Source organism: Mucilaginibacter sp. OK268 (assembly GCF_900103125.1).
GTDB lineage: Bacteria > Bacteroidota > Bacteroidia > Sphingobacteriales > Sphingobacteriaceae > Mucilaginibacter.
This window is the reverse complement of the sequence record NZ_FNJV01000003.1, coordinates 508,476-521,797: the sequence shown is the minus strand read 5'-3', so window position 1 is coordinate 521,797 and position 13,322 is coordinate 508,476. Positions and strand designations below refer to the sequence as shown.

8 protein-coding genes are annotated in these 13,322 nt (G+C 38.9%); 6 read left to right on the top strand and 2 right to left on the bottom strand.

The genetic code is table 11. The features are described from left to right. Nucleotides 1–4: 4 nt before the first annotated feature. Together BLR84_RS12650 and BLR84_RS12645 are read right to left on the bottom strand one after the other, a co-directional pair. Nucleotides 5–1,069 (bottom strand): LacI family DNA-binding transcriptional regulator, encoded by a 1,065-nt coding sequence (locus BLR84_RS12650; protein WP_090468432.1) that lies wholly within the window; start codon nucleotides 1,067–1,069, stop codon nucleotides 5–7. Between the two features lie 195 nt (nucleotides 1,070–1,264). After that, on the bottom strand, nucleotides 1,265–2,053 hold the full coding sequence (locus tag BLR84_RS12645) for a glycoside hydrolase family 16 protein (RefSeq protein ID WP_090468431.1): 789 nt from the start codon (nucleotides 2,051–2,053) through the stop codon (nucleotides 1,265–1,267). Between the two features lie 173 nt (nucleotides 2,054–2,226). Here BLR84_RS12645 and BLR84_RS12640 point away from each other — a divergent pair, with 173 nt between their 5' ends. From BLR84_RS12640 to BLR84_RS12615, 6 genes are all read left to right on the top strand, one after another. Then, nucleotides 2,227–3,390, top strand: a complete 1,164-nt coding sequence (locus tag BLR84_RS12640; protein ID WP_255366926.1) for an acyltransferase family protein — start codon at nucleotides 2,227–2,229, stop codon at nucleotides 3,388–3,390. Between the two features lie 180 nt (nucleotides 3,391–3,570). After that, a complete protein-coding gene (locus tag BLR84_RS12635) occupies nucleotides 3,571–4,155 on the top strand; it encodes an RNA polymerase sigma factor (RefSeq protein ID WP_090468429.1) in 585 nt (194 codons plus the stop codon). 100 nt (nucleotides 4,156–4,255) lie between these two features. Continuing rightward, nucleotides 4,256–5,425: a FecR family protein gene (locus BLR84_RS12630; protein WP_176852049.1), complete on the top strand. Its 1,170-nt coding sequence runs from the start codon at nucleotides 4,256–4,258 to the stop codon at nucleotides 5,423–5,425. A 254-nt stretch (nucleotides 5,426–5,679) separates the two neighbouring features. Beyond that, the gene (locus BLR84_RS12625) at nucleotides 5,680–9,003 is read left to right on the top strand and encodes a TonB-dependent receptor (protein ID WP_090468425.1); all 3,324 of its coding nucleotides are present in this window, start codon (nucleotides 5,680–5,682) and stop codon (nucleotides 9,001–9,003) included. Between the two features lie 10 nt (nucleotides 9,004–9,013). After that, on the top strand, nucleotides 9,014–10,693 hold the full coding sequence (locus tag BLR84_RS12620) for a RagB/SusD family nutrient uptake outer membrane protein (protein WP_090468423.1): 1,680 nt from the start codon (nucleotides 9,014–9,016) through the stop codon (nucleotides 10,691–10,693). Nucleotides 10,694–10,801: 108 nt separating this feature from the next. After that, complete coding sequence (locus BLR84_RS12615; RefSeq protein ID WP_090468421.1) at nucleotides 10,802–12,805, top strand: FAD-dependent oxidoreductase; 2,004 nt, start codon at nucleotides 10,802–10,804, stop codon at nucleotides 12,803–12,805. Nucleotides 12,806–13,322 lie beyond the last annotated feature (517 nt).

Genomic DNA, 13,322 nt, shown 5'->3' with positions numbered 1-13,322 from the left:
TTGATCAACTATTGTAAAACTGATAGTTTTCTTTAGTGATGATATCGATGGGCATATAAACGGATTTTTCGACTTCGCTGATCTTAAAAAGATATTTGTAGAGTGCCATGATGCCCAAATATCCCTGTTCTTTAGGACGCTGGCAGATCAGGAAGGTAATTTGTTCGCTTAAAAGGTAATTGATGTTTTTCTTTAAAAAGTCATAACCAATCAGCAAAATATCCTTTTTGTTATGCTTCTCTAATATCTTGGCCACAATATTTACCCTGGAGTTGGTAACAAAAATTGCTTTGATGGCGGTGTTGGTGGATAAAGAGCCTAACAATGATTTCTCTACTGCTACAAGCTTAGTTTCATTAATATTAAGTGTTAATAATTCGTTCGTTTTGCCGGCGTCATCAAAAAACTTCTTAAAACCTTGTTCCTTCCGAAATAAATGGTGATCATTTTCCAGATCTGTGGATATGTTAACGGTCAATACTTTATCCGATTTTTGAATGGCGAAACTGATAAGCTGAGCAGCAAGCTTTCCGCTTTGATAAAGCTCGGGGCCAATATAGGTCAGGTTATCCTGATTGGGCAAATCAGAGTTTATAAACGCTAGGGGCAAGCTAAGATCCCGGATTTTTTTTACCAATATTATTGACTCTTCTACAAAAGATGGTGCTAACAAGATGGCGTGTGGTTCGCTATTTAATAGCTCATCGGCCGCTGTATTGAAGCTGTTTTTTGAGTCGAGATCATAAAAATAGTATTTAACGCTTACACCAAATTGCTTTATTTCAGCCGCTGCCTGTTTTATACCGTTCAAAGGGTAACTCCAATAATCAGTTTCGTTGGAAACTGCAGGTATTAAAATGGCAAAGGTCAATATTTTTCTGGAGGCCAGCAGGCTGGCCATTTTGTTTGGCTGAAAATTTAGTTCCTCAATAATGGCGTTTATTTTCTGCTTGGTATTTTCAGAGACCCCTTTTCGATTATGAATTACCCGGTCAACGGTACCAATGGATACGTTTGCCCTGCGGGCTATTTCTTTAACGCCTGTTAACTCAGTTTCTGTCTTCTTCATGTATATACGAACCAAATATAATACATTTTAATAACCATTTTTAAATGGCAAAAGTTCATTAATGTAACATTGATAAGACGTTTAAAAACCTTTAAAATAGATAGCAAAAAAATGGGAGAAGGACTTTTGCCCTTCTCCCATCACGTTGAATATTAACTATATAAATTACTTACCTTATCATTAGGGTTAAAAAAATTATAACGGCGTGAATTTGAAATCGTGGATGATGATCTCCACATTTTGTCCGTTTGATGGAGCAACGCCATGAAATAGCCATAAGTTCATCATTACAGGCATTGATAGTGTGCTGATTGATTGTGGCGGGCTGGTCCAGGTCTTGCTGGCATATAAGTTTGTATCATCATCATAAAAGCCACCCAAGCTTTTGAAAGTTACGGCACTGCTTGATCTTTTAAATCTTTGGGTTGTGTAAGTGCCGCTCAAAGTAACAGGGTAGGTAACTTCAACAGTATCAAGGGGGCTTCCGGTTTCTGGATATAAGGTATAATTAAGTACCCGGTTATTTGATGCAATCCCCCATTTTGAATACTCTATATCCATTTCATCAAATTTATCATTTCCCGAGTAGTTAAACATGCCAAAAACAACGTTTTTGTCAAGGGTGCTTATAGGGCCCTCTACTTCCCATTGATAAGTGCCATAGCCAAGGCTCGAAAGCATGGTAACCTCACCACATTCCCATTTACCGGTAGTAGTGTTTTTCTTTATTTTTAAATGCAGAAAACCGCTGGCATCTACATAGGCGCTCCCGGTAGTGAAAACATTTGGCCCTGGTTGCTGACCGCTCGTGTTGGTTGTTACTTCCCAGGTATATCCCGCAAACGATAGGGTTGAAGCTGTTTTGAGTTTACTCACGGCATTGCTGCCGGTTGTTGTTTTAGCTGTATCTGACAGTTTTCCGTCAGATTTTTTACACGCAGCGAATGATAGCGCGAATAGCAAAAGATAGATTGTTTTTTTCATGATTTCAATAAGTTGTTGTTTAAAAAATGGTTAGCAGAAGGATAAGATTAAGAAATATAAATAATTAACGTGTACGTACACGAATATATAATTATTATTCTTATTTTGCAATAGAATTTAAATATGATTGTTTATTAATTGCATTGTTTATTAGGTAGTTATAAAAAATACAGATGGAAAAAATGCGCTCTGGAACTGCTGATCCGGGACAGGATGCCGTTGTAAAAAAAAGCCGACTTTTGTCGCTTGATTTTTTCAGGGGACTGACAATTGCTGCCATGATCCTGGTGAACACGCCGGGCGATGGTGATCACGTTTATGCTCCGTTGGAACACTCTAAGTGGAATGGGTGTACACCTACCGATCTGGTTTTTCCTTTCTTTTTATTTATGGTAGGTGTATCGATAGTTTACGCACTGGAAAGTAAAAAAGGTGATCGTGAAAATCACAGAACGATCATTTTTAGTGCACTCAGGCGGATGCTGATTCTAATTGGGATTGGTCTTTCGATATTTCTATTCTACCGGCCCGATTTTGCGCACCTGCGTTTTCCTGGTGTATTGCAACGCATAGGCGTGGTTTATTTTTTATCAACCTTAGTATATCTAAAAACCAATCAGCGAACGAGAGACTGGCTTCTGGCTGTAATTTTAGTGAGTTATTATCTTGTGTTGAATTATATACCTGTCCCGGACGGGCACCCACCCAATCTGATTCCCGAATTTAATCTTGCTGCCTGGGTAGACCGGGCTGTGTTTTCTACTAACCATATGTATAGGTTTACCAAACAGTGGGACCCTGTTGGCCTCCTGAGCACCTGGCCGGCTATCGGAACAACACTTTTGGGTATCAGGGTAGGAGCCATATTAAAAAAGACGGGACAGGATGTTAATAAAAAGTGTAGCCGCTTGTTTTTAATAGGTATCTCTTCTATCGTGTTGGGACTGATCACAGACTCGTTTTTTCCCATCAATAAATCATTATGGACAAGCTCTTACGTATTGTATTCAGGTGGTATATGTACACTCGGACTTACATTGGCATTTTGGATCATAGATGTTAAGAGGTATCAAAAATACGCCTGGATCTTTTCGGTTTTCGGGATAAATGCTATAAGTGCATATGTCTTGTCGGAAATCGTTCCCGGGATTATTAATTTTATAAGGATACCATATAATGGGCATTCGGTAAGTGGTATGAAATATTTTTATAAGATTGTGTTTCTACCAATTTTTTCGCCGGAGAATGCGTCCATATTTTCAGCCTGTGTATTCGTGATCCTGATCTGGTTTATAATATATATTTTATATAGAAAGAAGATTGTAATAAAAATTTAGGCAATATCAAAGTTTTATCTGGCATAGGTAGGACGGGAAAATCTTCTTTAAATACTTTTAAATGACAAATATTTAATGGGAATGCCTCGTTATGCGGAAACGAAATAAGCAAATTATGGACAGTCTTTAAATAGGTTCTAAATTTTATTACCTTTAAATTTAGTTCTAATTAGCCAATTAATGCCCGACTCTCTTAGTGAAATAGAATTAGTTAAACTTGTATCAACAGGGAATGAGCGCGCTTTCAGAAAATTATATATTACATATCATCAATTATTACGTACCCATGTTTTCCGTTTAACAGAATCAAGTGAATTGGCTGATGAAATTGTACAAGATGTGTTTTTAAAAATATGGAACAGCCGTGAAACTTTGGATGGGATAAATAATTTCAAAGGATATCTTTTTATACTTTCAAGAAACTATACCATTGATTTTTTACGAAAACATATCAGGCAGACCATATTACATCAACAATGGGAGAGCGAAGAGGTTCAAACCTTCAAGGAAGAGGGTTTAGATGGTAATACTCATAATTATTACGGGTTATTGGATGAAGCTATTGATCAACTCCCTCCTCAACAAAAAAAGGTTTATCTCCTAAGCCGGCATGAGCATTTGAAGTACGTAGAAATAGCCGGTCAGTTGGGAATTTCAAGAGAAACTGTTAAAACATATTTGCAGCTGGCTACCGCTTCCATAACCTTATACGTTAAAAAAAAGATCAATTTTATTGTACTCCTGCTTTTTTTAATAAAAAAATAATTTCAGTACCCCCTTTTTTTCGTCGGTCTGCGTCTTGTATATAAGAAAGTTAAAAACCAATTAACTGACACCTGATTTCTTTAGTATTTTTTGAATGATAATGAAAAACAACGAAAGAGCTTCGTATTTGTTTAACCGTTTTTATGAAAAAACGATTACAGGTAATGAAAAGAAAGAACTGTTTCTATTGTTGAATAAGTTCAGCGACGAAGATCTGTCAGAGTTAATGGCCCATGCTTTTAATAAATTAGATAAGAATGCCCTTGTTCCTGATGACGCAAAGGCTAATGAAGAGATAAATAAGATACTGAAAAGTAAATCATCAGGAGGTGGGGTTATATATTTATGGACTAAAATTGCCGTTGCAGCTTCTATTACATTGTTCTTAAGCTTTGGGATCTATCTCTATTTAAATAAAGGAGGGAAAACAGCTCCACAAATAGCTAAAAATAAGATACCAACAGATGTTCGTCCGGGTACAAACAAAGCGATTCTTACTTTAAGTAATGGCTCCACTATAGTATTAGATACGGCCAAGAATGGTGTTTTAGCCAATCAGGGCGATATTACGGTTCATAAAACAAAGGATAACCAACTTATCTACTCTGCAAAGCCTAATAACTCTGGTAGATCTGATGCTGAAACAAACAAAATTTCAACGCCCAGGGGCGGACAGTACCAGGTGGTATTGCCCGATGGGAGCAGGGCCTGGTTAAATGCCTCTTCCTCCATCAGTTTTCCGGTGGCTTTCGATCCCAATAAAAGAGAGGTGGATATTTCAGGTGAGGTTTATTTTGAGGTTGCCAAAATGCATATCCCTTTTATAGTTAAATATGATAAGGGGCTTGTCCAGGTTCTGGGAACTCATTTTAACGTTATGGCTTACCATAATGAAGCTACTACCGAAGTAACCTTGCTGGAAGGATCTGTAAAAGTACTTAGCGGACATGCAAATAATATATTAAAGCCAGGCCAGCAGGCACAGTTAGCAGATGCTGGTGATATAAAGATTGCCGATAATGTTGACGTTAATGCCGTAACTGCCTGGAAAAGAGGTGTATTTCTCTTTAAAAACACGGAAATTGAAGCAGTAATGCGACAAATTTCAAGATGGTATGATGTGGATGTAAAATATGAGGGTAAGGTACCTCATGTGCAAATTACCGGTAAAATATCACGAAATGTAAATGCTTCGGAAATTTTAAGTATGCTAAGCTATACCGGAATACATTTTAAAATAGAAGAGAAAAACATCATTATAACACAGTAATATGGTCAACCAGATGGGATGGTGACATGATACGGATAACAACAATTTTTAACCATTTATTCACTTAAATTAACCAGCTATGAAGAAGATATACTAACCCACCCCAAACATTACCAAGGTAATGTACTCAAAGTAAATTCTTGTAAATAAAGAAACCGGGAAGCGTTTGCCCACATTCCCGGTTAGTGCTGAGTTTACAATTATAACCAATCGCGAAATTGATAGCTAACCCTTAAACCCAACATTTCAAAGGTATGAAATTTATTAATAAGGTATTGTTGCCGGCACAGCCGCAACTTGCCAAAACTATATTGGCTATGAAGTTAATTGCCATTATGATGTTTACCGCACTTACCCAGGTAAGTGCCTCCAGTTTTAGCCAAACCATAACACTTCGGGAAAATAAAATTTCTATTGAAAAAGTTTTACAGTTAATAGAAAAGCAAAGCGGGTATTATTTTTTGTATAACAGTAAAGATATTCCTCAAAATGAAAGAATCAGCGTAACGGTTACCAATGCATCTATTGAGGAGGTTTTAAAGCAATGTTTTAAAGATCAACCGCTAAGCTATAAGATCATCAGGCAAACTATTGTTTTAAAACGAAAGTATGTAGAAGAAAATCAGGCGCCACTCATCACCCCGGCAATTAAGATAAGCGGTACCGTAACAGATGAAAAAGGAGCATTACCAGGAGTAAGTGTCAAACTGAAAGGCTCCACAATCGGCACGGTTACCGATGTAAAAGGTAATTATTCGTTAACCTTTTCTGATAGTAATGGAACGCTTGTATTTACCAGTATTGGCTATGTAACACAGGAAATTGCCATTAATGGACAAACTAAGATCGATGTTCAGCTAAAGGCCGAATCAAAGGGATTGAACGAAGTGGTGGTAGTGGGATATGGAACACAAAAGAAGGTAAATCTTACGGGGGCTGTCTCATCTGTTTCAGGAGATGATCTTAAAATAAGACCAGTTGGACAAACCTCAGCATCCTTACAGGGTGTAGCACCAGGGGTTACTGTAACCCAAAGTTCAGGAAGACCCGGAGGGGATGCCGGCACGATTCGGATCAGGGGTGTTGGAACAATAGAAACAACTGGAAAAACTGCTGATCCTTTAGTCTTAATTGATGGTATAGAGGGTTCGATGAATAACATTGACCCAAATTTGATTGAATCAGTATCTATATTAAAAGATGCAGCTTCGGCATCTATTTACGGTTCCAGAGCGGCAAACGGTGTTATTTTGGTAACAACCAAACGTGGCGGGAAACAAATAGGTATAAGCTATAATAGTTATGCTGGCTGGCAAAAACCAACCAATATGCCAAAGACTGTAAATGCGCTGGATCACATGCTGCTGCTGAATGAAGCTTATGTTAATGTAGGAAGAACTCAACTTTATTCAGACGCTTTGATTCAACAATATCGGGCTCAGAATGGTGTAAGTACCGATCAATATCCAAATACAGATTGGCAAAAAGAAGTGTTAATTGGTTCCGGTTTCCAGCAAAGCCAATTTTTAACCGTAAACGGAGGTTCAGAAAAAGTTCGCCTGCTTACTTCAGTAGGCTACTTTAATCAAAAAGGAATTATTGAGAACTCTGATTTTAAACGTTATACCATACGTAATAATACTGATGTTACTTTTTCAAAGAAATTTAGTGCAAAATTCGATCTTCAAATAATTAATGCTGTAACCAAGGAACCTGGAGTTGGTTCTGGAAATATCTTTAACTATATAAATGGTATTCCGGCCAACCAATTAGGTGTTAATTCAAATGGTAGTTGGGGCGTAGGCTGGAATGGCCTTAATCCTATTGCCCAAACTAAGGATGGTGGTACAAATAAGACCACAGCCCCCTTTGCCACTTTAAATGCCACCCTTCTTTACAGTCCGGTTGAATGGCTAAAAGCTGAAGTTAATATTGGCCCCAAATATGCTGAATCTATTGGCAAAAACTTTAATAAAGCTATTCAAACCTACCTTCCGGATGGTACACCCAGTTTTAAAACCCCTGCTTTAACAACGCTTACTGAAAGTAGCAGCCGGTCTTTTTATAATACGCTGAGGGCTATGCTTACCTTCAATAAAACATTCGGAGCACATGACCTTAAAGCAATTGTAGGGGCTTCGCAGGAAGATTATCACAATGATTATACAAGCGCCTACCGCGACACTTATATCTTGCCCGATTACCCGGTTATCAATGCAGGCTCTACCGCAAATCAACAAACAGCCGGTACATCTGAGGCATGGGCATTGCGTTCTTACTTCGGTAGGATAAACTATGATTATAAGCAGAAATATTTAATGGAGGTAAATGGCCGTTATGACGGATCATCCCGCTTTGCTAAAGGCAATAAGTATGCTTTTTTTCCTTCTGTTTCTGCCGGCTGGCGCATATCACAGGAGAGTTTTATGGAGCCCTTAAAAAATACTATTGATGAACTGAAGCTCAGGCTTTCCTGGGGCCGCTTAGGAAATCAGAATATCGGAACTTATCCCTCTGTAACAGCTGTTGTTTTAGGAACATCTGTTTTTGGGAAACAAGTTGTAAATACGGCTTCCCTTAATAGTTTAGCCAATAGCGATATCACTTGGGAAAGCACAAAAATGTCGGACATTGGTATTGATATGACTTTGTTCTCCCATTTAACGATAACTGCTGACTATTACACCAGAAAAACAAGCAATATTTTACTCCTTTTGGATATTCCATTAATTATAGGATTAAATGCTCCGTTTCAAAATGCGGGAGTAGTTAAGAATAAAGGATGGGAGTTAGGTATTGGGTATAAAGGGAATATAAACGCTTTTAAATACAGTGTTAATTTAAACCTTTCTGATGTTCAAAATAAGGTGATCGATATGCATGGGATAAGTTTACCTGGCCTTACTGTAAACAGGGAAGGTTATGCTGTTAATTCTATTTACGGATATCAGGCAGAGGGCTATTTTAAAGATGCCGCAGACGTTGCAGGTCATGCCACGCAGTTTGGTACGGTTGCAGCCGGGGATATCAAATACAAGGATCAAAACAACGACGGAATAATAAACGAAAAAGATAAAGTTGTGCTGGGAAGTACCATTCCCCGGTACACTTATGCATCAAACATTACTGGTTCATTTAAGGGGTTTGATATCAGTATCTTTTTGCAAGGTGTAGGGAAGGCTAACGGATACTTATATGGGCCTGGTATAATGCCGTTTAGCACGGGGCAGTTTGGTGGAACTATCCTTGAACAAAATAAAGACCGCTGGACCCCGGATAATCCCAATGCTAAATTTCCGCGTCTTGCTTTCGGCGGATCGAACAATGAACAAAACTCAAGCTTTTGGATGAAAGATGCCTCTTATCTGCGATTAAAAAATCTGCAGGTAGGTTATACTTTTCCAGTATCCTTAACCAGTAAAATAGGTGTCAGGAGCATGCGCATGTTTGTCAATGGTTCCAATCTTTTTACTTCGGATAATTTCTGGAAGGGTTACGATGTGGAATCGCCTGTTGGTACGGTTAATTCATATCCTCAGGTAAAAGTTTACAGCTTTGGTTTAAATGTTAATTTTTAAGACTTAAAAGATGAAAAAGAATATAAAACTGAGGATACTGGTAATTTGCCTCATCCTCATTACTTCGGCATGCAGCAAAGGTTATTTAGATAAATCTCCATTGTCAGGGCCATCTGATCAAAACTTTTTTACCAATCAGGATGAACTGATTTTAGCTGTAAACGGAATTTACCCAACTTTAAAGATCAATTTCGATGTTAATATGCCTATTGTTACCTCGCTTGACGAGGCTACCGATATTGGTTGGAACAGGAATGTGGATGGCCTGCAATCATTAGGCCAGGGAAATCAGGATAGCAATAACGCCTACACACAAACAATATGGACCCAGTTTTATACCTCCATAGGAAGATGTAATTTTATATTAGACAATGTTGCTAAGGTAAAGGATAAAACCACACCAGCTATTTATACCAGGTCAATTGCCGAAGCACGTTTTGTACGGGCCTATGCTTACCAGAATTTAATAGAACTTTTTGGCGGGGTGCCATTGGTTACAAACATGTTGTCTATAAATAATGCACAGCTTCCCAGAAGTTCAAAAGCGGATGTATTAACATTTGTGCTCAACGAGCTGGATGCTGCAGCTAATGATCTTCCGGTAAGTTACGGTGCAAGTGATGCAGGGCGCGCAACAAAAGGTGCGGCCTTGGCCATAAAGGCCAGAGCGGCTTTATATAATGGCCAGTGGGATGCTGCTATAGCGGCAGCCAAAGCCGTAATGGATCTGAACACTTATAGCCTCCATAATAATTTTGCCGATTTATTTACTTATAACGGTCAAACTTCAAAGGAGATCATCCTTGCTTTACAATACCTGAAATCTGCCGCAATAACGCAATCTACCGCTAAAAGCTATTTATCACGGAACGGCTTGGGTTACTCCAATAAGTTACCCTCACAATCTTTAGTAGATGCTTTTGAATGTACCGATGGCCTAACTATTGATAAGTCGCCGCTTTATAACCCTGCTAAACCTTTTGCTAACCGCGACCCCAGGCTTGGCTTTACCATTGCCTTACCCGGGTCTGTTTTTTACAATTATCAATTTGAGACACATAAAGACAGCCTTCAATGCTGGAATTATAATACATCGCCGGCAACAAGAGTGCCCAACCAGGAAGCTATAAATGCTTTTGCTACTGCAACGGGTTATTGCTGGCGTAAGTACGTAGATTTAACAGACAAAGCTGATCCAGCAAATTCAGAATTAAATGTCATACTGGTACGATATGCCGAGGTGCTGCTGATATATGCCGAGGCCAAAATAGAAAAAGGAGAAATTGATCAGTCTGTTTATGATGCTATCAACAGCATCAGGCAGCGTTCAGGTGTAAATATGCCGGCAATTCAACCTGGCCAATCCCAGGCCCAACTTCGTTCCGTTGTTCGCAAAGAACGTTTGTATGAATTTGCAACAGAAGGCTTCCGGCTTTTTGATATACGGCGATGGAAAATTGCAGACCTGGTAATGAAGGGCCCTCTTTATGGAAGGATACCGCGAGGACTGTTAGCCAGTGCTCCATCAATTGATGCTAACGGAATTGCAAATTATAGTAATGTGCCCAATAAGGCAGATATGCGGGTGGTTGAGGTCAGGAATTTTAATGCTAATAGAGATTACCTTTGGCCAATCCCTAATATTGAAACGGTAACTGACCCCGCAATTGTTCAAAACCCGGGTTATTAGATATAGGACCTTATTAAAAAATTACTCAACCTAAATTATTGTCACGTAAGACCTGCCTCTACTGCGGCAGGTCTTTTTCTGAAATTGAAACGTTTAAAATAAACAATTATGAAAAACATTAAAGCGATCATCCTGGCAATATTAATAGTCCGTTTTGTTGCTGTATTGCCTGCTAATGCGCAAAACAGCAAAGTAATCAGTGCTGATATTTGTGTATATGGAGGAACTTCCGCAGGCGTAATTGCAGCTTACACGGCAAAAAAAATGGGGAAAACAGTGATATTGATTGAACCGGGAAAACATTTGGGTGGTATGAGCTCGGGAGGCCTTGGTTATACAGATATTGGGAATAAATATGTAGTGACCGGTTTAGCGAGAGATTTTTACCGCCGTATAGGCACGCATTACAGGAAATTTGAACAATGGATATTTGAGCCCAAGGTAGCTGAAGGCATTTTTAATGACTATGTAAAACGGGCAGGCCTTTCTGTTTTGCTTGGGAACAGGCTTATCAAAGTAAAAAAAGAAGGGAATCAGCTCAAAGAAATTACATTGGAGAATAGCTATAAGCCATCGGTTGCTTCCAATAAAATTATCCGTGCTAAAGTATTTATTGATTGTACTTATGAAGGCGATCTGATGGCCCGCTCGGGTGTTTCTTATGCGGTAGGGCGGGAGGCGAACAGTCAGTATGATGAAACTATAAACGGGGTTGAATTGTTGGATCAACACCAGTTTCTGGATGGTGTTGATCCCTATAAAGTACCGGGCGATCCGAAAAGCGGTTTGTTGTGGGGTATAAGTAAGGAAGTATTACAAGCAAATGGTACCGGGGATAAAAAAGTACAGGCTTACAATTTTCGCATTACGTTAACCAATGTGCCAGAAAACCGTATTCCAATTTCAAGGCCCGCAAATTATGATCCTCAGAAGTATGAGTTACTTATCCGTTTAAAAGAGAAACAACCCTGGAAAACAATTTTTGACGTTTTTATTATCAGTAAGATGCCTAACGGTAAAACGGACATTAATAACAGGGGAGGTTTCTCGACGGATATGATTGGGATGAACTGGGAATATCCCGAGGCTGATTATAATACAAGAGCCAAAATATGGAAGGAACATGAAGATTATACCAAAGGCTTCCTTTATTTTATTGGAAATGATAGCCGCATACCCGAGAACATCAGGAACGAAATGAAACAATGGGGTTATCCCAAAGATGAATATACGGATAGCGGTAACTGGACAACTCAGCTTTATATCAGGGAAGCCCGCAGAATGATCGGCGAACTTGTGATGACCCAACATCATTGCCAGGGAAAGGAAGTGGTTGATGATGGAGTAGGAATGGCTGCATATGGCATGGATTCGCATAATTGCGAAAGGTTGGTAGTGAACGGTATGGTGAAAAATGAAGGCGATGTTCAGGTGCATGGATTTGCGCCCTATGCTGTTTCGTACAGGGCTATAATCCCAAAGCAAAAGGACGCCGCAAATTTGTTTGTTCCGGTGTGCTTGTCTGCAACTCATATTGCTTATGGTTCCATTCGTATGGAGCCAGTATTCATGGTGTTGGGCCAATCCTCGGCTGTGGCTGCATGTCTGTCAATTGATAAAAAAATAGCTGTTCAGCAAGTTAATGTGAAGGAGATACGAGATATACTCCAGAGTAACCCCCTTGCTGATGGAAGCACTACAGAAATATTGGTTGATAATGAAGCCGGTCACCTAACAGGTAATTGGAAAACCGAAAAGTTCGGCGGTTATGGTCCAACTTATCTTATAGACACCACCAAGGCAGTAACGGCCAAGTCTGTACAGTTTATTCCGAAAATTTTGAAAAAGGGGACTTATCATGTTTATACCTATTTCCCTAAGGTTATGAATGCCTCGACGAAAACTTATATCACTATTTATGATGGAGAAAAGACTATAGAAAAGATAATCAATCAGTCGGATTTGCGTGTAGAAGGACAAACGTCAGGGGAATGGCTTTCATTGGGGTTATATGATTTGTCAAAGGAAAAGAAAGCTTATGTAGAGATCTCCAATAAAAACGCTGATGGGGTGACCGTAGCAGATGCTGTACTTTTTGTGCCTGTTCGGTAATTTCAGGGCATAGGCATATAGTTGTAGGTGCCTTCAGGCAGATCACTTATTTAAAAATGGTTTTGCATAGCCTTTAATTTCCTGAAATCTGCAATAAAATCGGACTACAAAAGTTCTTGTTGTAATTATTTGATTAACAGATTTTTATTGGTGTAGAAAAAGAGGCAATACCTATATGTTGTCTCCCTAAGTGGCCTTGCGGCCACAGTTTTCGAACATCTTTATAGAAAATTTAAAGAAATTGGCTTCTATAAATATTCAATTATGAAAGGTTCGAAGTTAATCTTGTGATTGAAATAATTATTAATCCGACGAGAGCTCAGGACTGGTCGCTATATTGAATAATGGTGGGATATGCAAGGCCGAATCCTAAAAATCGAGCAAGTCTTCACAATTTTCAGGTTCGTGGAGAAATACATTGGGGCATATTTTTTAATGTATTATCCTTCTGAATTTTTTGTAATAAAATGGATAGCTAGATAAACTACACCTGATTGACCCCGGTTGACCAATTTTG

Coding starts and splice junctions, on each gene's coding strand:
- BLR84_RS12620 (WP_090468423.1), top strand. CDS start 9,014: ATGAAAAAGAATATAAAACTGAGGATACTGGTAATTTGCCTCATCCTC.
- BLR84_RS12630 (WP_176852049.1), top strand. CDS start 4,256: ATGAAAAACAACGAAAGAGCTTCGTATTTGTTTAACCGTTTTTATGAA.
- BLR84_RS12645 (WP_090468431.1), bottom strand. CDS start 2,053: ATGAAAAAAACAATCTATCTTTTGCTATTCGCGCTATCATTCGCTGCG.
- BLR84_RS12635 (WP_090468429.1), top strand. CDS start 3,571: ATGCCCGACTCTCTTAGTGAAATAGAATTAGTTAAACTTGTATCAACA.
- BLR84_RS12640 (WP_255366926.1), top strand. CDS start 2,227: ATGGAAAAAATGCGCTCTGGAACTGCTGATCCGGGACAGGATGCCGTT.
- BLR84_RS12625 (WP_090468425.1), top strand. CDS start 5,680: ATGAAATTTATTAATAAGGTATTGTTGCCGGCACAGCCGCAACTTGCC.
- BLR84_RS12615 (WP_090468421.1), top strand. CDS start 10,802: ATGAAAAACATTAAAGCGATCATCCTGGCAATATTAATAGTCCGTTTT.
- BLR84_RS12650 (WP_090468432.1), bottom strand. CDS start 1,069: ATGAAGAAGACAGAAACTGAGTTAACAGGCGTTAAAGAAATAGCCCGC.